Annotated in this window: 19 protein-coding genes and 1 tRNA gene; 8 read left to right on the forward strand and 12 right to left on the reverse strand. The window is 54.8% G+C overall.

What is annotated here, in order from left to right; all coding sequences use genetic code 11:
- Window positions 1-103 precede the first annotated feature (103 nt).
- Complete coding sequence (locus EDB95_RS08150) at window positions 104-685, reverse strand: hypothetical protein (protein ID WP_133992467.1); 582 nt, start codon at window positions 683-685, stop codon at window positions 104-106.
- Between the two features lie 7 nt (window positions 686-692).
- Window positions 693-1,946 (reverse strand): LVIVD repeat-containing protein, encoded by a 1,254-nt coding sequence (locus EDB95_RS08155; RefSeq protein ID WP_162852518.1) that lies wholly within the window; start codon window positions 1,944-1,946, stop codon window positions 693-695.
- Window positions 1,947-2,111: 165 nt separating this feature from the next.
- Here EDB95_RS08155 and EDB95_RS08160 point away from each other — a divergent pair, with 165 nt between their 5' ends.
- Together EDB95_RS08160 and EDB95_RS08165 are read left to right on the forward strand one after the other, a co-directional pair.
- Complete coding sequence (locus EDB95_RS08160; RefSeq protein ID WP_133992471.1) at window positions 2,112-3,440, forward strand: ATP-binding protein; 1,329 nt, start codon at window positions 2,112-2,114, stop codon at window positions 3,438-3,440.
- A gap of 8 nt (window positions 3,441-3,448) precedes the next feature.
- Entirely contained in the window at window positions 3,449-3,859 is a 411-nt protein-coding gene (locus tag EDB95_RS08165; protein WP_133992473.1) for a hypothetical protein, read from the forward strand.
- Between the two features lie 52 nt (window positions 3,860-3,911).
- Here EDB95_RS08165 and EDB95_RS08170 read toward each other — a convergent pair.
- The 4 genes from EDB95_RS08170 to EDB95_RS08185 all read right to left on the reverse strand — a co-directional run bounded on the left by EDB95_RS08170 (window position 3,912) and on the right by EDB95_RS08185 (window position 6,577).
- Window positions 3,912-3,985: transfer RNA gene (locus EDB95_RS08170), tRNA-Met, on the reverse strand.
- Between the two features lie 434 nt (window positions 3,986-4,419).
- Entirely contained in the window at window positions 4,420-5,616 is a 1,197-nt protein-coding gene (locus EDB95_RS08175; protein ID WP_133992475.1) for a pyridoxal phosphate-dependent aminotransferase, read from the reverse strand.
- A 106-nt stretch (window positions 5,617-5,722) separates the two neighbouring features.
- The gene (locus EDB95_RS08180) at window positions 5,723-6,142 is read right to left on the reverse strand and encodes a DUF1573 domain-containing protein (protein WP_133992477.1); all 420 of its coding nucleotides are present in this window, start codon (window positions 6,140-6,142) and stop codon (window positions 5,723-5,725) included.
- Between the two features lie 12 nt (window positions 6,143-6,154).
- Window positions 6,155-6,577 carry a DUF1573 domain-containing protein gene (locus tag EDB95_RS08185; RefSeq protein ID WP_162852519.1) on the reverse strand — a complete coding sequence of 141 codons (423 nt, stop codon included), beginning with the start codon at window positions 6,575-6,577 and terminating at the stop codon, window positions 6,155-6,157.
- 52 nt (window positions 6,578-6,629) lie between these two features.
- Between EDB95_RS08185 and EDB95_RS08190 the strand changes: the two genes are divergently transcribed.
- Genes EDB95_RS08190 through EDB95_RS08200 form a run of 3 tightly spaced genes read left to right on the forward strand, consistent with a single transcriptional unit; the run spans window position 6,630 to window position 10,847 of the window.
- Window positions 6,630-9,017, forward strand: a complete 2,388-nt coding sequence (locus EDB95_RS08190; RefSeq protein ID WP_133992481.1) for an alpha-ketoacid dehydrogenase subunit alpha/beta — start codon at window positions 6,630-6,632, stop codon at window positions 9,015-9,017.
- Between the two features lie 2 nt (window positions 9,018-9,019).
- Window positions 9,020-9,856, forward strand: coding sequence for a PhzF family phenazine biosynthesis protein (locus tag EDB95_RS08195; protein WP_133992483.1), 837 nt, complete (start codon window positions 9,020-9,022; stop codon window positions 9,854-9,856).
- Window positions 9,857-9,911: 55 nt separating this feature from the next.
- Window positions 9,912-10,847: a malate dehydrogenase gene (locus EDB95_RS08200; protein WP_133992485.1), complete on the forward strand. Its 936-nt coding sequence runs from the start codon at window positions 9,912-9,914 to the stop codon at window positions 10,845-10,847.
- A 46-nt stretch (window positions 10,848-10,893) separates the two neighbouring features.
- On the opposite strand, the gene EDB95_RS08205 is transcribed toward EDB95_RS08200, so the two are convergent.
- From EDB95_RS08205 to EDB95_RS27255, 5 genes are read right to left on the reverse strand one after another with little or no spacing between them, the layout of a single operon-like run.
- Entirely contained in the window at window positions 10,894-11,889 is a 996-nt protein-coding gene (locus tag EDB95_RS08205; RefSeq protein ID WP_133992487.1) for a glycosyltransferase family 9 protein, read from the reverse strand.
- Complete coding sequence (locus EDB95_RS08210; RefSeq protein WP_133992489.1) at window positions 11,886-13,139, reverse strand: MFS transporter; 1,254 nt, start codon at window positions 13,137-13,139, stop codon at window positions 11,886-11,888. The genes EDB95_RS08205 and EDB95_RS08210 overlap by 4 nt, the downstream gene beginning before the upstream one ends.
- Complete coding sequence (locus EDB95_RS08215) at window positions 13,136-13,813, reverse strand: DedA family protein (protein ID WP_211352061.1); 678 nt, start codon at window positions 13,811-13,813, stop codon at window positions 13,136-13,138. The genes EDB95_RS08210 and EDB95_RS08215 overlap by 4 nt, the downstream gene beginning before the upstream one ends.
- A 48-nt stretch (window positions 13,814-13,861) precedes the next feature.
- On the reverse strand, window positions 13,862-15,118 hold the full coding sequence (locus tag EDB95_RS08220) for a dicarboxylate/amino acid:cation symporter (RefSeq protein ID WP_246073561.1): 1,257 nt from the start codon (window positions 15,116-15,118) through the stop codon (window positions 13,862-13,864).
- A complete protein-coding gene (locus EDB95_RS27255) occupies window positions 15,081-15,284 on the reverse strand; it encodes a hypothetical protein (RefSeq protein ID WP_162852429.1) in 204 nt (67 codons plus the stop codon). The genes EDB95_RS08220 and EDB95_RS27255 overlap by 38 nt, the downstream gene beginning before the upstream one ends.
- A 6-nt stretch (window positions 15,285-15,290) precedes the next feature.
- Between EDB95_RS27255 and EDB95_RS08225 the strand changes: the two genes are divergently transcribed.
- From EDB95_RS08225 to EDB95_RS08235, 3 genes are all read left to right on the forward strand, one after another.
- On the forward strand, window positions 15,291-16,889 hold the full coding sequence (locus EDB95_RS08225) for an amino acid permease (RefSeq protein WP_133992493.1): 1,599 nt from the start codon (window positions 15,291-15,293) through the stop codon (window positions 16,887-16,889).
- Window positions 16,890-17,120: 231 nt separating this feature from the next.
- On the forward strand, window positions 17,121-17,843 hold the full coding sequence (locus tag EDB95_RS08230) for a YebC/PmpR family DNA-binding transcriptional regulator (protein ID WP_133992495.1): 723 nt from the start codon (window positions 17,121-17,123) through the stop codon (window positions 17,841-17,843).
- Window positions 17,844-17,847: 4 nt separating this feature from the next.
- The gene (locus EDB95_RS08235) at window positions 17,848-18,252 is read left to right on the forward strand and encodes a thiol-disulfide oxidoreductase DCC family protein (protein ID WP_133992497.1); all 405 of its coding nucleotides are present in this window, start codon (window positions 17,848-17,850) and stop codon (window positions 18,250-18,252) included.
- On the opposite strand, the gene EDB95_RS08240 is transcribed toward EDB95_RS08235, so the two are convergent.
- A complete protein-coding gene (locus EDB95_RS08240; protein ID WP_133992499.1) occupies window positions 18,249-18,779 on the reverse strand; it encodes a TlpA family protein disulfide reductase in 531 nt (176 codons plus the stop codon). The genes EDB95_RS08235 and EDB95_RS08240 overlap by 4 nt on opposite strands.
- Between the last annotated feature and the right edge of the window lie 20 nt (window positions 18,780-18,799).

Here is an 18,799-nt window from a genome sequence, read left to right on the forward strand (position 1 = left end):
TAAATTGTTGGTAGAAGTACAAACAAGTGATAAAAGTTAATACAAAAACGCCACAAATAATTGTCTGACAATTATTTGTGGCGTTTTTGTATGGAGATATGGCTCAGAACTGAACCCCTATTGCAAAGAAGAAGCTACGATTCAGGTATTCGTAAACATAGGTCTGTAGAGTAACCTCGCAGGCACCGGGCGTGATGCACGTCGAGGAAGATGGGCCTGTCAGATTCTCCTTCAACTTTTTCATACTATAACCGGCTGAAAGCAATAAAGCCTTGCCGGTTCGAACCGACAGTTTCCATTTGTAGTCGAGGCTGGCGCTCCACCAGGACCCGGGGTAGAATTTACTGGAAGTAAACTCATCGTAGGGCGACAGCTTTCTTGTATACCAGGGCAGATTTGTGCCGGCGTTCAGGGCGACAAATAAGCCGCTTCTTTTGCTAAAAGAGGGCAGGTCCCTGGTCAGGGAAAGGAACAGGGGGACGCTTCGGAAGCGATAGTAATCCAGACCTGCCCCGAGGCCAAGAAACCAGGGACCTTTGTAGAGACCGTTGACGGTTTGGATCAGACCGGCGCTACCCCATGCGCCGGAGGAAAGACCGAGGTAATTGTCGGATCGGAATTTTATCTGCGCGGAGCAAACGGTCAAGAAGGTACAGCACACCCCCAACAAGATGCATTTTTTCATAGGCAACTTATTTTACCGGGAGGTAGCTTAATTGAGTGATGTGGCTTGGGTTGCTATAGTCGAATTGATAAAGCCCGCCGGTGCTGGCGACCACCAGGATGTTGTTTGTTGCGATCATGTCGTAGGCGTTGGTCACGTTTAATTCGGTCAGCAACTGGAGATTGGCCGGATCGGACGCATTGAATGCCTTTACAACCGGTCCGTCGCAAACGAACAACAGTGACCCGTCTTTGCACAGACCGGAAGGGCTGGTCATGGGATAGGTTTTTAGAAGGCTTGCCTGGGTGATGTCTTGCGCATTGAGTACGTCCAGTTCGTTGGCGGCGCCGCCGCAACTGGTACCCGAATGCAACGTGACATAGGCGTAGTTCTGGTCGGCGATCACCGGGTCGCAGGCGGTCCCGTGTGTAAATTCACTCAGTTGAACGGGTTGCGCGGGATTGTCGATGGAATATACATAGACGCCTTCCTTGGAGCCCAGCAACAGCCTGTTTTGCAGCGGGAATATCGTTTCGAGGTCGAAGCCGGCCTGCATGGTGGTGGTGATCGTGGGATGGGTGGCATCCGACACGTTGACGACACCCAGGGAATGCTCTTCCGGAATGACGTACAGGTAATCGCCGATGAGGGTCATCACCGCGGTCGAACCTGCTGTGCCGGTGGCGCCGGCCACTGCATTCGCCGCCGCGGGAACGGCGCTGGCGCTCATTGTATAGTAAATTGATCCTGGAATGTTATAGAACTGTGGCGTTCCCGGCGCGCTGGTCTCCACGGTGGTATCTTTCTTTATCCAGCTGGTGATCACATAATTGGTGTCCGTGCCGGTGGTGCGGTTTGAGAAAAAGCCCCATGCGGTGCCGGTGATCTTTGCCTGGTGTGGGTTGGTGATGTCGATGGCCAGGAGGTCGGTATACATATCGGCATATAGGATATTGCCGCGGATGGCGATATTCTCATTCCCCGGAATATTGAGAAATGCCGTTTGTACGGGGTTGGCGGGATCGCTGTTGTCGATGATATGGATACCCTTATCGACGTCGTTCAGGTAAATGAAGGAGCCCTTGGTATAGATTTGGCCGGGTTGGACAACCGACTGGCCCGGGTCTCCGTTGATGGCGGCCCGGACGGAAGATTTCAGGCTGTAGACCGGCGTATAAAGGGTATATGTCTTGGTAATGGTGTCTTTTACGCATCCGTTGAGCAGGAAGGTTGCCATTACTGAAATCCTGCAGATGGCGGGGAGATTTATTTTATTTCTCATAGCTTGGCTGGTTTTCCTAAGCTGACAACGGTTCGAAAAGGACCGTTGCATAAGAAAAAGTGCAGCCGGAGAATTGCACCCGGGGTTAGAATTGTGAAAATGGAAAAATTGACCTAATTTCGCTTTGTAAAAATGGAAAAATTGATCATTTTTCGCCTTGTATAAATGTATTTATCAAGAAATATCGACCAGGAGCTTACTGTTTGGAGGCAAGAGCAACAAGGCAAACCTCTTTTGATCCGGGGTGCCCGGCAGGTAGGTAAAACAACAGCTGTTCGACATTTAGCGGAGCAGTTCAATCACTTTCTGGAGGTGAATTTTGAGGAACAGCGACAAGTTCATGTTCTTTTCGAAGGTGATCTTGATCCCCGTCAACTTTGTGAAAACCTGTCATTGTTATATAATGTGCCCATTCAACCGGGTAATACCTTGCTTTTTTTCGATGAAATACAAGCCTGTCTACCTGCTATTTCTGCCTTGCGCTTCTTCTATGAAAAATACCCAGAGCTTCATGTAATAGCGGCAGGCTCATTGCTGGAATTTGCATTGGCCGACCTGCCCTCATTTGGGGTAGGAAGAGTCCGTTCTGTCTTTGTTTATCCTCTTTCCTTTAATGAGTTTCTTCAGGCCAATGGAGAAAATCAATTGTTGGATGCAAAAAAAAAGGCTGCCCCAGGGAATCCGCTCCTGGAGCCTATTCATCAGAAATTGATCGGGTTGTTGAAGCGTTTTTTAGTTTTAGGTGGCATGCCGGAAGTAATTGCGGCATATGTACAAGATCGTAATTTGGTACGTTGTGGTCAGGTATTGGACGATCTGATTACCTCTTTAAGATCTGATTTCGCCAAGTACCGAAAGAATGTTCCCTTCCTACGCATTTCAGAAATCTTTGATTCGGTAGTTCAGCAGGCAGGTGGCAAGTTTGTATATGCAAAAGCCCATAGTGAGTCCAATCATAAACAGATCAAGGAGGCTGTGGATTTATTGATCCTGGCCGGATGGGTAATTCCTGTCACCCATACGTCTGCAAATGGCTTACCATTAGGGGCCGAAAGTGACGCCAAAAAACGAAAGTTGAATCTATTGGACACCGGGATCTTTCAACGTATTTTGGGCTTGAACATAGCTGATATCTTATTTGAGAATGAAACTGACGTGATCAACAAAGGAGCCATAGCAGAACAATATGCAGGTCTTGAAATGCTAAAGGCTGGTTCTTGTTTTCGGACAGAACCGCTTTATTTCTGGCATCGGGAAGCCAAAAGTAGTAATGCCGAGGTTGATTATGTGGTGCAGCACGGTGAGCAAATCATTCCCATTGAGATTAAATCCGGAAGACAAGGATCGATGCAGAGTCTCCATTTATTCCTTGAGGAGAAGAAGGCGCCTTATGGCATCCGCTTCTCATTGGAGAATTTTTCGGCTTATGATAAGATAAAGGTTTATCCTTTGTATGCAGTGAGTGATTGGATGGGCAGAGCCAACGGGAAATAAAGAATATCATGTCATACGAGTATTTTTTGCAGGCGCATGTAAAAGGAGCCCCCCAAGGAATTCCGACGGAACGTATTTTGGAGGTTTTCAAGGATTACATCGTGGCAAAGGAAGAAACTTTCATCGATTTGGAATTTAGTGAGGGCAACAGTTGTTCTATTTATCTGGAAACGGAAGAGCCCAACAATAGTGGTTTCATGATCAGTCGGCCGTGTGGTGACAAGCTGGGGGAGTGTCTATATGCGGTGATGTTATTAGGCAATTTCGTTTTTTTTGAGCCGGACGGGTTTCAAATGATTGTCGTCGCCCCCGACGTTGAGGCGCATCTACCGGAGGATATGGTTGCGTCTTTGGGAAAGCCTGTTGTCGCGACCGACCTTAAGTCTTTTTTGGAATTATACGCCAACAATAGAGAATAGAAACAATAAAAAAAGCTTTAAGCACATGCCTAAAGCTTTTATATCAAGTGAGTAGCGAGGACGAGACTTGAACTCGTGACCTTAGGGTTATGAATCCTACGCTCTAACCAGCTGAGCTACCTCGCCAAAAAGGAGTGCAAAGATAGGGATTGGGGCGATATGCCCCATAGGGGAAAGCAAAAGTTTTTGCACTGCAGGCGAGGCCAAGGAGGAGGCGACCCGCCACCCCCAAAAAACAGGGTCCCCCTGGGAACAGGGGGACCGTAAACGATTGCTTGCTATGTGAAAAGGAAATGCTCTTTTTTGGGGGCGGCTCCGCAGAAAAGGGGCCTAAATCGACTTCGATGCAAATATCATATCTTCTTCTAAGGCGTCCTGCAGATCCGTGTTACTAAATAGTAAATCGTGACCGTTTTTTATATTTAATTTTTAATCATTTGTTTGTTTCCATTCAAAAATAACAAAAAAATGGATAGTAGATCAAAAATTTAATACATAGTTTTTATTTTAATATTAATAGACAACAATAGCGAACTCGGACTACAAGGGGGCGGTGCACCTTAGGACAGCCTTCCGGGATAAACCTCCAGGGCCTTTTCCAGGCAATCCATGGCCCGCGCGAGGTCCGTCTTATTGAGGACATAGGCCAGGCGGACTTCCTGCCCGCCGAGGCCGGGCGTCCCGTAGAAACCGGAGGCGGGGGCGAGCATGACGGTCTGGCCTTCAAAAGAAAAAGATTCGAGGAGCCACTGGCAAAAATTATCGGTGTTGTCGACGGGGAGTTCGGCCATGGCGTAAAAGGCGCCGCCGGGGTTGGGGCAGAAGACGCCCTTCATCTGGTTGAGCCGCGTGACGAGGAGGTCGCGGCGGGATTGGTATTCGGCGCGGGTGGTGTCGAAATAGTTTCCGGGCAGGTCGATGGCGGCCTCTCCGGCGATCTGGGCAAAACTGGGCGGGCTGAGCCTTGCCTGTGCAAATTTCATGGCGGCGTCCAACACGGTTTTATTGCGCGTGACAAGGGCGCCGATCCGGCCGCCGCAGGCGCTGTAGCGTTTGGAAATCGTGTCGAGCAGGATGACGTGTTGGTCGGCGCCCTTGAGGTGAAGGGCGCTGGTGTGGGTGCCTGTATAGCAGAATTCGCGGTAGGCTTCGTCGGAGAAAAGGTAGAGGTCGTGGCGGAGACATATATCTTTTAAGGTCTCCATCTCGACGGCATTGTACAGGTAGCCGGTGGGGTTGTTGGGGTTGCAGATCATGATGCCCTTTGTCCGGGGGGTGATTGCGGCTTCGAAATCCTGGATGGGGGGAAGGGCGAAGCCGCTCCGGATGTCGGACCGGATGGGGACCACGCGCACACCGGCTTCCACGGCGAACCCATTGTAGTTGGCGTAAAACGGTTCGGGGATGATGACTTCGTCCCCGGGATCGAGACAGGTCATCATCGCGAACAGGATCGCTTCGGAGCCACCGGTAGTAACGATGATCTGGTTGTAGTGAATGTCCACACCCACCCTGCCGTAGTATTCTACAAGTTTGCGGCGGTAGCTTTCATTACCGGCGCTGTGGCTGTACTCCAGCACCTTGAAATCGAAATGCCGGACGGCGTCGAGCACCGGCGCGGGCGTTTCTATATCGGGTTGTCCTATATTAAGATGGTATACTTTGATGCCTTTTTTCTTGGCGGCCTCGGCGAATGGCACCAGCTTCCGGATGGGGGAGGGGGGCATGAGCTGACCCCGGTGACTGATCTGTAGCATGCGGCAAAGTAACGATATGCGAACGAATGTACGCCGCCCAAAGGGTGGGCGGCGGAAAAAAAAAGCCGCCTGGGGAGGCGGCCTTGACAATGTATGGAAAGAATATTTATTTGGACCCTGTCTTGACCGGCGTTGTCGTAGGCTGCGTTTCCGCAAAGACAGTACCGATGATGTTCAGACCGACCTGTTCGTTGACGCCGGCGAACTTTACATAAACGGTTTTGTTGAAGTTGCCGACGACGGCGGCGTTATAGGTGGCGGTGATGGAACCGTCCTTGCCGGGGGCGATGGGCTGCTTGGTATAGTCGGACTTGGTGCATCCGCAGGAGGGCTGCACATTTTCGATAATCAAGGGCGCCGAACCGACATTGGTGACCGTAAAGGTGCCGGTGACGGGGGATCCGACCTTTACGCGGCCGAGGTCAACGGTGGTGCTGCTGAACTTTGCTACGTCGCTGATCTTTTTGGTTTGGGCAGTGCTATAAAGGGCGAGTAGGGTACAGCAAGCAAGAAAAAGATGCTTCATTTGGAATAGATTTTATTGTTTGACTAATTGTATGCCTACGTTCAAAGGTACTGAAGTATCCGGGGTTTTCCATACCTCGCCTTTAATATAGATCTGCTGGTGTAAGTTGTTGGTATAGAAAAGGCTGATATATTTGGTAAAGCCTCCTTCCCCGGCCGCGTTATAGGTGACGGGAATGGTCGTGCTGTCTCCGGGGGCCACGGGGGCGCCGCTCCAGTGGGGCGTGGTGCAGCCGCAGGAGGCTTCCACGTGGGCGAGGCGGAGGGTATCGAGGCCACGATTGTACAAAACAAAAGTATACGTGATCGGTTTACCCTGGGGGATCTCGCCGAAGTCGTGGGTACCCTCGCGGGGCTGGAGCTCGTGAGCGCTGTCCTGGGCCCTTGCAAAAAAGCCGGCCGACAGGAGGAGCAATACTAGGAATGGTCTTTGCATAAGGAATAGATTTCTAATCACTACGAATATACAAAAAAGGTACTTTTGTTTCATGGACAACCAAATCTACCAGGATACGATGGCAGGGGAAAAACTATCTTTTGATCGCTTCAGGGAAGAGGTGCTCAAAGACTACCGGATCGTCTGCGAAAGCAGGGAAGCCAGTTTGCTGGGGCGGAGGGAGGTGCTGACCGGGAAAGCCAAATTCGGCATTTTCGGGGATGGCAAGGAGCTCGCCCAGGTAGCGATGGCCAAGTTTTTCCGCCCCGGGGATTTTCGGGCGGGGTACTACCGGGACCAGACCTGGATGTTTGCGTCGGGGTTGTCCACCATAGAACAGTTTTTTGCGCAGTTGTATTCCAACCCGGACCTGGAGCATGAACCTTTTAGCGGAGGGCGGCAGATGAACGCCCACTTTGCCACGCCGTTTGTCAACTCTGACGGCTCCTGGGTAAAACTCGCGGAAAGGAAAAACGTCACTTCGGATATCGCGCCTACGGCGGGGCAGATGCCCCGGGCCCTGGGGCTTGCCTTTGCGTCCAACCTGTTCCGGCAGTCGCCGGCGCTCAAACCGTTTACGGACCTCTCGCACAACGGGAACGAGGTGTGTTTTTGCACTATCGGTGACGCCGCCACGAGCGAGGGGCACTTCTGGGAAACCATGAATGCGGCCGGTGTATTGCAGGTGCCCCTGGCAGTGTTTGTGTGGGACGACGGCTATGGCATATCGGTTCCCCGGAAATACCAAACGGTAAAGGGATCCATCTCCGAAGCCCTGAAAGGATTCCAACAAAAGGACGGGACGAACGGGATCGACATCTACAGGGTCAGGGCCTGGGATTATGCGGGTCTTTGCGAGGTATTTGAAAAGGGGATCCGGAAGTGCCGCGAAACCCACGTACCCGTTATTTTTCATGTGGAAGAAGTCACGCAACCCCAGGGGCATTCGACCTCCGGGAGCCACGAACGCTATAAATCCCAGGAACGCCTGGAATGGGAGCGGGAATGGGACTGCCTGCCCAAGATGCGGGAATGGCTTTTCGAGAATGCGTTGACAACGGAAGCGGAACTGGAAGAGCTGGAAGCAGCCGCCAAGACAGCAGTACGCCAGGCCAAAGAACGGGCATGGGACAATTATATAGCGCCCATCAAAGACCAGCTGACGCATACCGTATTTCTGCTCAACGGGCTCCTGGGCGAAGGTGGGGAAAGGGATGTACGCATCCAGGGGCTGATCAAAGACCTGACCACCCGGCGGGAGCCGTTGCGCAAGGACATCATGCATGCCCTTAGCCAGGCGAATTTATGGCTGGGCGACGAAGACCATCCCTTGCGTGAATTTTATGAAGCCTTAAAGGTCCTCAACAAGGATATATATAATACCTACCTCTATAACGAGGGTCCGGCTAGCGCCCTGCTGGTCAAGGGCACGGTGCCGGAATTTGACGCGGACGCCCCGCAGGTCAATGGCTTTGAAGTGCTCAACCGTTATTTCGACGCGCTTTTTGCGCACAACCCCAAGGTGGTGGCGTTTGGAGAGGACGTGGGCAAGATCGGAGACGTCAACCAGGGTTTTGCCGGCCTCCAGGATAAATATGGGCGAGAACGCATTTTCGATACGGGCATCCGCGAGCTGACCATCATGGGTCAGGGGCTCGGGCTGGCGCTCCGCGGGTTGAGACCCATCGCGGAAATCCAATACCTCGACTACCTGTTGTACGGGCTGGAGCCCTTGAGCGATGACGTGGCAACCACCCACTACCGGACGATGGGACAGCAAAGCGCCCCACTGATCGTCCGTACGCGGGGACACCGGCTGGAAGGCGTATGGCACAGCGGTTCTCCCATGGGCATGGTATTGGGATCCTTGCGCGGGATGTATGTCTGTGTGCCTAGAAACATGACCCAGGCCGTGGGGATGTACAACACCTTATTACAATCGAACGACCCTGCCCTCATGGTCGAAAGCCTGAACGGCTACCGGTTGAAGGAGCGTCTCCCGTCAAACCTGCTGGAGTACACGGTGGAGCTGGGGGTACCGGAGGTGATCCGGGAAGGGAGCGACATCACCCTCGTCTCCTACGGCTCGATGCTGAGGATCCTCCAGGAGGCCGCGACGGCCCTCGATCACTGGGGCATTCATTGCGAGATCATCGACGTACAGACCTTGTTGCCCTTCGACCGGCACCACCTCATCCTGAAGTCGATCCAGAAAACCAGCCGCGTCCTCTTTGTGGACGAAGACGTTCCCGGGGGCGCCGCCTCCTATATGTTCACCGAGGTGATCGAGGGACAGGGCGCCTACCGCTGGCTGGACGCCGGTCCCCGGACCCTTACCGCCAAGGCCCACCGGCCCGCGTATGGAAGTGATGGGGACTACTTCAGCAAGCCCAACGCGGATGAGGTGATCGAAACGGTAAAAAGTATGATGGAGGAATAACCTTGGACCTTCCCCTTTACCAGGTAGACGCGTTTGCGTCCCGGCCCTTTTCGGGCAACCCCGCCGCGGTGGTGCCCCTGGACGAGTGGCTGCCGGACACGCTGATGCAGGAAATCGCGCGGGAAAACAACCTGTCGGAAACGGCCTTCTTTACACCCCGTGGTGCCGACTTCCACATCCGGTGGTTTACGCCCGGTGGCGAGATCAACCTGTGCGGGCACGCAACGCTGGCCTCGGCGTTTGTGCTTTTCCACGAGCTGGGATATGTTCGGGACGAAATTCTTTTTGACTCTGCCAGCGGGCCGCTTAAAGTGAGCCGTGAGGCCGCGGCCCCGCCCGGCGCCCGCGGCGCGGTGCCCGCCGCCCCGCCGGAAGCCGCCGCCCCGCTCCTGACCCTCGACTTCCCCGCCTGGCCGCCACGGCCGGTGCAGGAATATCCCCCCGCGCTGGCGCAGGCGCTCAACCGCGAGATCGTCAGCGTCCACGAGTACCGCGACCTCCTGGTGGAGCTCGAAGACGAGTCCGCCGTCCGGAACCTCCATCCCGACTTCGGCCTGCTCCGGGAGCTGGGCCAGTGCGTCATCGTGACCGCGCGCGGCACGGACGCCGACTTCGTATCGCGGTTTTTTGCCCCCCACCTGGGGATCGACGAAGACCCCGTAACGGGCTCGGCGCACACGCAACTGATTCCTTTCTGGGGTGCCCGTTTGAATAAGAAAGATTTGTATGCCAAGCAGTTATCCAGAAGGGGCGGGGAGCTCTGGTGTACCTGGGCGGGGGACCGCGTCACCATCAGCGGGGCCTGTGCTTTTTTTCTAAAAGGGACCATCTCAATATGATCTTGCCCTACCTTTGCTGCGCTAATACGTATTTTTCACATCCATAAACAAATTTATGCCGACTAAAGTTACGGTGGTAGGCGCAGGCGCGGTAGGCGCCTCGGTCGCCGACAACATCGCCCGTGCAGAACTCTGCGAAGAACTGGTATTACTGGACATCAAAGAAGGCCTGGCCGAAGGTAAAGCCCTGGATATGACCCAGACGGCGGCCCTCTTAGGTTTCGATACCAAGATCACGGGCAGCACCAATGACTACAGCAAGACGGCCGGTTCCAAAGTCGTGGTGATCACCTCCGGTCTTCCCCGCAAACCGGGTATGACCCGCGAGGAACTCATCGGCACCAACGCGGGTATCGTCAAAGGGGTAGCACAAAACATCCTGAAGTATTCCCCCGACGCCATCCTGATCATCATCAGCAATCCTATGGATACGATGACCTATCTCGCGCTGACTTCCCTCGGTCTGCCGAAACACAGGATCATCGGCATGGGCGGGGCCCTGGACAGCGCGCGTTTCCGCTGCTACCTGAGTGCGGCCCTGGGCAGCTCCCCCGCCGACCTGAACGCGATCGTCATCGGCGGTCACGGCGACACCACCATGATCCCCCTGATCAGCAAGGCCACCTGGAACAGTGTTCCGGTGACCAAATACCTCACCGAAGAACAACAAAAGCAAATCGTCGCCGACACCATGGTCGGGGGCGCCACGCTCACGAAGCTCATCGGTACGTCCGCCTGGTATGCACCCGGTGCCGCCGGTGCCGCGCTTGTGGAAAGCATCATCCGTGACGAAAAGAAACTCTTTACCTGCTGCGTCCTCCTGGAAGGCGAGTATGGCCAAAAAGAAATCTGTCTCGGGGTGCCCGTTACCATCGGCAAGAATGGCTGGGAAAAGATCCTCGACCTGGACCTGACCGCCGAAGAAAAGGCCGCTTTCGCCAAAAGCGCCGACGCCGTGCGGAGCATGAATGATGTGTTGAAGACGCTCTAAGCGATCGCTCGACGATAACGACCCGGGGCAACCGCTCCGGGTTTTTTTATGTGCCCGGCGGCCGCTCATGAATGGCTTCCGCTATTTTGTCGATGTCCTGGCGTTCCATGCACTTGAAGTGGCCGAGGGGGCACTTGTCATACCCGATCTTGCTGCACGGGCGGCACCAGAGTCCCGGCACCTCGAAGGGCCTGGTGGCCACCATCGACCGGTCCCCGTAATAAGGCGCCATTCCAAAGGCCGGGACGGTATTCCCCCAAACGCTTATGATGGGCTTCCGGAAGGCCGCCGCAATGTGCATGAGCCCCGTATCATGGCTGATGACCAGCTTGGCGCCCCGGACCAGGTCGGCCGATTCATGGAGGCTGAACTTGCCGCAGGCATTGTAGACCTTGATGGGGTCTACCGCCGCAATAAGGTCGCCTTCCGCGCGGTCCTCCGGCCCTCCGAGCAGGACGATGGGGTGCTGGATCCGCTCGCAAAGGGCTTTGAGCTTGTGCAAGGGGAGCTTTTTCGTATTCAGGGCCGCCCCGATGACCAGCCCGATATATCCCGCGCGATGAGACATGGGGAGGTCTTCCTGGGTGATGCGATCCGCAACCGGAATAAAATAATCCAGCCCCTTGCCGTCGTTTTTGACGCCCAGCGCCGATACCGTTTCCATGTACCGGTCGACGATGTGCACCTTCGGGAGGACGTTGATCTTTAACGCGGTGAGGATCCACTTTTGGATATTCAGCTTACGGAACGACCAGCTCTTTACTTTTAAGGCGCGCTTGACCCGAAGGGTGCGGAGGTTGTGGTGAAGGTCGATGACATAGTCGAAGCGTTCCTGCTTCAACCGTTCGATCATCCCGTCCCAGTCGTCCTCCAGGTAGTGACAACGGTCGATATGCGGGTTGCTCTCCACCAGGTCCTTGTAGGCGGGCTTTGTGAGGTAGTGTACCTGGGCCGTACCCACCTGTTGTTGGAGACAACGGACCACCGGTGTGGTCAGGACGATGTCCCCGATGGAGGAAAAACGGATGACGAGGATCTTCATTGCTCTATATAGTCAAGGTCTTTGCCAAATGTTTCTTCGGTCATGGCCAGCGCGATGGAGGAGATCGCGAAGACGATCAGCCCGGTGATCCAGCCGCTTTGGAAATACGCCTTGGACGCGGGAAGCACTTTTTGGATCCCCGTGAACAGCGGCAGGACCACCAGCGAAAGCGAACCCCTGGCCATGTTGGGAACGGTCGTGGCCACCGTCGCGCGGATATTGGTCCCGAACTGTTCGGCGGCCATCGTCACGAACATCGCCCAGAAACCGGTCCCCAGGCCCAGGAAAAGACACACCCAGTAGACCGAGGCGGACGGTTGACCCTGGAGGTTGAAATACCAGATCACCGAGAGGATGGTGATGATGTGAAACAACCAAAGCGAGTTCTTGCGGCTTTTCATCCACTGGCTGATAAAACCGATCAGGATATCCCCGACGGTGATGGCGGCGTAGGCGACCATGACCGCGAAGCCCGGGTCGACGGTGCCCCGCACCTTCATGGTGCCCGCAAATTTATCGGAGAAGGTGACCAATATACCGATCACGTACCAGTTGGGCAAGGCGATCAGGATGGACGTGATGTATTTCTTAAAGCGCCTGCCGTTCGTGAACAACATAAAGAAATTCCCTTTACGGACGTCCGTGCCCTCCATGCTTTTAAACAGGCCGGACTCCAATACGCCGACCCGCAGGAACAACAACAGGAAGCCCAGGCCTCCGCCGATGTAGTAACACATCCGCCAGCCGTCGCCGGTGGGTCCCACGAACCATTGACGGATAAAAAACGCAAAGACCGCCCCGCTCAGCCCGATGCCGGCCACCAGTGAGGTGGCGATGCCCCTTTTTTCCTTGGGCATAATCTCGCTGACGAGGGTGATCCCCGCCCCGAGTTCACCCGCCAGCCCCAGACCGGTGACAAACCGGGCCAATGCATATTGTTCGAAGGTATGTACGAAGCCGTTGGCGATACTGCCCAGGGAATACAAAATGATCGAGGCAAAAAGAACCTTCAGGCGCCCTTTTTTATCCCCGAGTACGCCCCAGAGGATGCCCCCGAGCAAAAGGCCATACATCTGGTATTGCAGGATATCCTGACCCCGCCGGGCCACGTCGTCCGGGCCAAGCCCGAGGGATTTCAGCGAAGGGACACGGATGATGCTGAACAGCAAAAGATCATAGACGTCTACAAAATAACCCAACGCCCCCACAATCACAGGGAGCGATAAGAGGATAGCCGTAGATTTCTTCATTGGGCAGCCTTGGTTTTTCTAAAAAACAGTTTAAAAAGGACGGGCGCGGTGGTGATGATGATGATGACAATGGCCACCACGTCGATATGGTCCTTGAGGTCGAAATGGAACCACTTTTCGACCAGGGCCTGCAGGTAGAAGCCGCCGAGCAGCATGGCCAGGACCCAGGCGGCGCAGCCGATGATGTTATAGATATAAAACTGCTTCCGGTCCATCTGGACAATGCCCGCCACGATGGGCGCAAAGGTGCGGATGATGGGCAGGAAACGGGCGTACACGATGGCCGCGCCCCCATGCTTCTCATAAAATTCATGAGCCTGATCGAGGTGTCTTTTCTTAAAGAACCAGTTGTCCTTCCGCTCGTAGAGGAACGGGCCGCTTTTACGTCCGAACCAATACCCGACGAGGTTGCCCAGGATGCCCATGAGGGAGATCAGGACCCACAGCAGCATCAGGTTCAGGAATTCGTTGTGGGTATCGAAGGTGTGTGCCGCGAGTTTGTTGCTGTACATACCCGCCGCAAACAACAGCGAGTCGCCGGGTAAGAAAAAGCCGAAAAAGAGACCCGTTTCCGCAAAGACGATAAATAGAATGAGATAAAGACCGCCGAGGTCGATATAAAAATCGGGCTTACGGAGTTGAGTCCAGTCGAAGTTGAGCAATAAGCTATGCATGCTGATCGGTTATGTGATAAGTCATATAAGGGCGAAAAATAAGCTATTTTACTTTATCCCCTCTGCCATTACGGGAGCGGTTGCCGGCTTTAACCGGGCGCGTACCTGCGCCAGCGGCGCCGCCAGGGCGTTCTCCCATTTGCAGACCACGGCGGTAGCGATGCTGTTCCCAATGACATTGGTCCCGCTCCGGCCCATATCCAGGAGCTGGTCGATCCCTAAGATGAGACCCACCCCCTCCACCGGGATGTGGAACACGGGGACGATGGCTGTGATGACCACCAGGGCCGCCCGGGGCACACCGGCCATCCCCTTACTGCTCAACATCAGGAAAAGGAGCATCGTGAGCTGCTGGGCAAAGGACAGGTGGACCCCATACGCCTGGGCAATAAAAAGGCTGCCAAAGGTCATATAGATCATGCTCCCGTCCAGGTTGAAGGAATAGCCCAGGGGAAGGACGAAGCTGACGATTTTCTCCTCACACCCAAAGGCTTCGAGCTGTGTAATCAACTGGGGAAAAGCAGCTTCCGAACTGGCCGTGGTGAGCGCCAGCAGCGTGGGGTCCAGGATGAAACGGATCAGCTGGACGATGCGTTTGCGGAGGAACAACCCGCCCCCCGCAAAAAGGACGGCCCACAACACCAGCAGGGCGATATAGAATTCAAGGATAAACTTGCCAAAAGTGACCAGCACCTCCGGCCCCAGGATCGCCAGGGTGGCCGCCATAGAGCCAAAAGCGGCCAGGGGAGCGAAGTTCATGATATAGCCCGTCATGGTGAGCATGATCCGGGCCAGCGCGTCCAGGCCCCGGATGATGGGCATGGCCGGTTCCCCCACGGCGGCCGCCGCCATCCCGAAAAAGATCGAAAACACGACGATCTGCAGGATCATATTGGTGGCCATCGCGTCCACGATGCTGGACGGAAAGGCGTGGGTAACAAAACTCTGGAAGGAAATATCGCTGGGAGGGAGGGGTACCGTGCTGTTTTGGTCGGGAAGGACCGACAGGTGCAGGTGTGTCCCCGGCTGGAAGACATTCACCAGGAGGGCGCCCAAGGCGAGGGACACCAGCGAGGCCGCCAGGAACCACGCGATCGTTTTGCCCCCGATCCGGCCGATGGCCTTTCCATCCCCGAGTTTGAAGATCCCGACCACCAGCGTCGAAAACACCAGGGGCGCGATGATGACCTTGACCAGGTTCAGGAAGATGACCGTGAGGAATTTGATGTCCGCCGCAAACTTTGCAGACGCCTTTGCCGTCGAGGTTTCATGGATAAGCGTCCCCAGGCCGATGCCCAGCAGCATGGCAATAAATATAAAAAGGCTCAATCGGTTCGGCTTTCGCGCGGTCGGCTTCAACTCCATGGACGGCGGTGTTTAACGCCGCAATATAGGTTTTTCCACTATTGGCGGCAGCGGGACCACATTTTTCCTTATTTTGCCCCTTTCTCACCATCAAAACCAGAATCATCTTTGTATGAGTTTGTTTGTAAAGAAACCACTGGGACAACTGCTGGCCCAGGCCTCCGATAGTCATGGGCTGAAACGTACGCTGGGACCGGGAAACCTGGTAGCCCTCGGCGTTGGCGCCATTATCGGGGCCGGGCTGTTCGTCCGGACCGCCGCCGCCTCTGCGGAAGCCGCCGGCCCCGCCGTGACGATTTCCTTCGTGGTGGCTGCCATTGGCTGCGTGTTTGCCGGTCTTTGTTATGCTGAATTTGCCGCCATGATCCCCATCGCGGGCAGCGCCTATACTTATGCCTACGCCACCCTGGGCGAGCTGATCGCCTGGATCATCGGCTGGGCCCTGATCATGGAATACGCCCTCGGCGCCACGACGGTGTCGATTTCCTGGAGCGAATACCTCAATAAACTCTTGGCGGATTTTGGATACCAGATACCCTATAAATGGTGTCACTCGCCGTTCGAGCACATCAACACGGTCGTCGGCTCCAGCGTCGCTTCGTTCCCCGCGGACCTTGCGAAGACCGCTAAAGAAGGGGTACTGATGCTCAGCGACCGGCAACTGACCGGTCTGACCCCGCAACTCCATAGCCTGGTCACGACCTACCATGGGTTGGTCAACATACCCGCCTTATTTATCCTCTTGATCCTCAGCCTTCTGCTGATCAAAGGTACCGCCGAGTCCGCGCTGGTGAACTCCATCATCGTGGTTATAAAAGTGTCTATCGTATTGGTTTTCATTGCCTTGGGTTGGCACTTCATCAACCCGGCCAACCATACGCCCTATGTGATTCCCGAAGGGACACCCGGTCACGAAGGGTTCTTTAAACACGGTATACCCGGCATCCTTGGAGGGGCGAGCATCGTATTCTTTGCCTTCATCGGGTTCGACGCAGTATCCACCGCCGCCCAGGAAGCCAAAAACCCCAAAAAGGACATGCCAAAGGGCATCTTAGGGTCGCTGATCGTTTGCACCATCCTGTATATTCTGTTCTCCTACGTCCTGACGGGCGTCGCCAACTGGAGGGAATTCGAGCTCCAGGGCAAGGAAGCCTCCGTGGCATACGCCATCCGCACCTACATGACAGGGTATCACTGGCTGAGCACATTGGTCACGATCGCCATCCTGATGGGTTTCTCCTCCGTCATCCTGGTGATGCTCCTGGGGCAGTCGCGGGTCTTTTACACCATGTCCACCGACGGTCTTTTGCCCAAAGTGTTTTCCGACCTGCACCCGAAGTTCCGGACGCCCTACAAGTCGAATTTGATCCTTTTCGTTTTCGCCGGTCTGTTCGCGGCTTTTATTCCCGAAAGCGTGGCAGGTGACCTGACCTCCTTCGGAACCCTTTTCGCCTTCGTCCTGGTCAGCGCCGGGGTTTGGGTGATGCGCCGGTCGAACCCCGAGGTAGAGCGCCCCTTCAAGACCCCCCTGGTCCCGTTGGTGCCTATCCTCGGTATCCTGGTCTGCGCCGGCATGATTATCGCCCTGGACGTCAACACCCTCGAAGCCGCCTTCTCCTGGATGATCCTGGGGTTGGTCGTCTATTTCGCTTATAGCAAGAAAAACAGCAAGCTCCGCGTTCAAAACGGGAAACTACAAGAAGCCGCATAACGCTCTACGGCCCTATAAAGCGTCGCATAGCGCACATAGCGGCCCGCTGACAAAGCAAGGTGGTGTGTCTTTTTTCTTCTTTTCCGTAGGATTTAAACCGGCAATGCGTGCCTAAACCCTACGGAAAAGAAGAAAAAAGACACACCACCTTGCTTTTGAGGCATGCTTGCGGCGGTTCAAACCGGATTTTATTACCTTTGCCTTCCTTTTTGAATAGAATAGAAAGATTTTATGGGTCGCATATTTGAAGTCCGCAAATCCACGATGTTCGCCCGCTGGGACAGGATGGCGAAACAATTTACCCGGATCGGGAAAGACATCGCCATTGCCGTAAAGGCGGGGGGCGGTGATCCTGCCACCAACCCCGCACTCAGGCGGTGCATGCAGAACGCCAAAAGCGTCAACATGCCCAAAGACCGGGTGGAAGCCGCCATCAAACGTGCCATGGGTAAGGATTCCGAGAACTATGACGAAATCCTGTACGAAGGATACGGTCCCCACGGCGTGGCCATCCTCGTGGAAGCCGCGACGAACAACAATACCCGTACGGTCGCCAACCTGCGCAGCCATTTTACGAAGGGTGGCGGGGCCCTGGGTACCAACGGGAGCGTGAGTTTCCAGTTTAAAAAAATGGGGGTTTTCCGGTTGCATCCCGAGGGACTGAACCAGGATGACCTGGAGCTGGAGTTGATCGATTTCGGTCTGGACGAGCTGGGCGAGAGCACCGGCGAGAACGACGAACCCATCCTGGTCCTCCGGTGCGCCTTTGCCGACTTCGGCAAGCTGCAGAAAGCGCTGGAAGACAAGGGGATTACGCCCATCAGCGCGGAGAACGAATGGATCCCGTCGGTGACCGTACCGGTGACGGACCTCCAGGCGGAGGAAGTGTCCAAGTTGATCGATAAGCTGGAGCAGGACGACGACGTCAGCAAGGTTTTCCACAACATGGGTTGATCGTATGGAGCAGGGACCCCTCTTGTTGTTTGACGGGGTTTGCAATCTTTGCAACCGCTCCGTTCAATTCGTGATCAGACACGACAAGGGTAAGATATTCCTGTTCGCCCCGTTACAGGGGGAAAGTGCCAAAAAAATACTCACCGAGCTGGGCATAAAAGAGACCCTCCCCGAGCAGGGAGGGTCTGTATTTTTAGTCGATAGAGGAAAACTATATAGCCGTTCCGACGCGGTCCTCGAAACACTTTGGATACTGGGCTGGCGGTGGACCGCTGTGGCGAAGGTCCTGCCCAGGGGGCTCCGGGATTGGGTCTACGACTGGATTGCGCGCAACCGCTACCGGTGGTTTGGGAAGCGGGAGGCGTGCATGATCCCCACGCCAGCCCTAAGGGCCCGGTTCCTGCCCTAGTCCTGGGTTACCAGTTGAATCAGGTTGGTCACCGTGGTCCCGCCGTCGAAAACCTTTACCAGTTTCTTGTGGCGGTCATATATGGCCAGGTAGGGCACATATTGAGAGCCATAGTGACGGGAAAAGAAAAACTCGTAGTCCCGGCCCATGGTGATGTTCTTATAGTCCGCCAGTTTATAATAGAAGTAGAAATTCTTCATTTTGTCGAAGGGCAGCGAAGTGAGCATCACGAACCGGACGCCTTTGAGGGAATCCATTTTACTCAGGATCGCCTCCGTCTGGTGCTGGCAGTGTTCACAATCAGGGCTGAAATACATCAGCACGATGGGTTTGCCCGACGGCAGCTTTTTGGTATTGAAAATGGTGGTGCTGTCCACTTCCAGGATATTGAATGATGGAAGGGTTTTGTCGGATTGATAGGGCAACTGGGGCTCCTGGGGCTGCTGGGGCGATGTTTGCTGGCTTTTACCGGGAACGGCCATCAACAGACTGGCAGCCAGGGCCAGCAGGTATAGGTTTTTCTTCATTCTGCAATTAACAAAAAAGA

This window comes from Dinghuibacter silviterrae, from assembly GCF_004366355.1.
GTDB classification, from domain to species: domain Bacteria; phylum Bacteroidota; class Bacteroidia; order Chitinophagales; family Chitinophagaceae; genus Dinghuibacter; species Dinghuibacter silviterrae.

Coding starts and splice junctions, on each gene's coding strand:
- EDB95_RS08150 (WP_133992467.1), bottom strand. CDS start 685: ATGAAAAAATGCATCTTGTTGGGGGTGTGCTGTACCTTCTTGACCGTT.
- EDB95_RS08155 (WP_162852518.1), bottom strand. CDS start 1,946: ATGAGAAATAAAATAAATCTCCCCGCCATCTGCAGGATTTCAGTAATG.
- EDB95_RS08160 (WP_133992471.1), top strand. CDS start 2,112: ATGTATTTATCAAGAAATATCGACCAGGAGCTTACTGTTTGGAGGCAA.
- EDB95_RS08165 (WP_133992473.1), top strand. CDS start 3,449: ATGTCATACGAGTATTTTTTGCAGGCGCATGTAAAAGGAGCCCCCCAA.
- EDB95_RS08175 (WP_133992475.1), bottom strand. CDS start 5,616: ATGCTACAGATCAGTCACCGGGGTCAGCTCATGCCCCCCTCCCCCATC.
- EDB95_RS08180 (WP_133992477.1), bottom strand. CDS start 6,142: ATGAAGCATCTTTTTCTTGCTTGCTGTACCCTACTCGCCCTTTATAGC.
- EDB95_RS08185 (WP_162852519.1), bottom strand. CDS start 6,577: ATGCAAAGACCATTCCTAGTATTGCTCCTCCTGTCGGCCGGCTTTTTT.
- EDB95_RS08190 (WP_133992481.1), top strand. CDS start 6,630: ATGGACAACCAAATCTACCAGGATACGATGGCAGGGGAAAAACTATCT.
- EDB95_RS08200 (WP_133992485.1), top strand. CDS start 9,912: ATGCCGACTAAAGTTACGGTGGTAGGCGCAGGCGCGGTAGGCGCCTCG.
- EDB95_RS08205 (WP_133992487.1), bottom strand. CDS start 11,889: ATGAAGATCCTCGTCATCCGTTTTTCCTCCATCGGGGACATCGTCCTG.
- EDB95_RS08210 (WP_133992489.1), bottom strand. CDS start 13,139: ATGAAGAAATCTACGGCTATCCTCTTATCGCTCCCTGTGATTGTGGGG.
- EDB95_RS08215 (WP_211352061.1), bottom strand. CDS start 13,813: ATGCATAGCTTATTGCTCAACTTCGACTGGACTCAACTCCGTAAGCCC.
- EDB95_RS08220 (WP_246073561.1), bottom strand. CDS start 15,118: ATGCTGCTGGGCATCGGCCTGGGGACGCTTATCCATGAAACCTCGACG.
- EDB95_RS27255 (WP_162852429.1), bottom strand. CDS start 15,284: ATGATTCTGGTTTTGATGGTGAGAAAGGGGCAAAATAAGGAAAAATGT.
- EDB95_RS08225 (WP_133992493.1), top strand. CDS start 15,291: ATGAGTTTGTTTGTAAAGAAACCACTGGGACAACTGCTGGCCCAGGCC.
- EDB95_RS08230 (WP_133992495.1), top strand. CDS start 17,121: ATGGGTCGCATATTTGAAGTCCGCAAATCCACGATGTTCGCCCGCTGG.
- EDB95_RS08235 (WP_133992497.1), top strand. CDS start 17,848: ATGGAGCAGGGACCCCTCTTGTTGTTTGACGGGGTTTGCAATCTTTGC.
- EDB95_RS08240 (WP_133992499.1), bottom strand. CDS start 18,779: ATGAAGAAAAACCTATACCTGCTGGCCCTGGCTGCCAGTCTGTTGATG.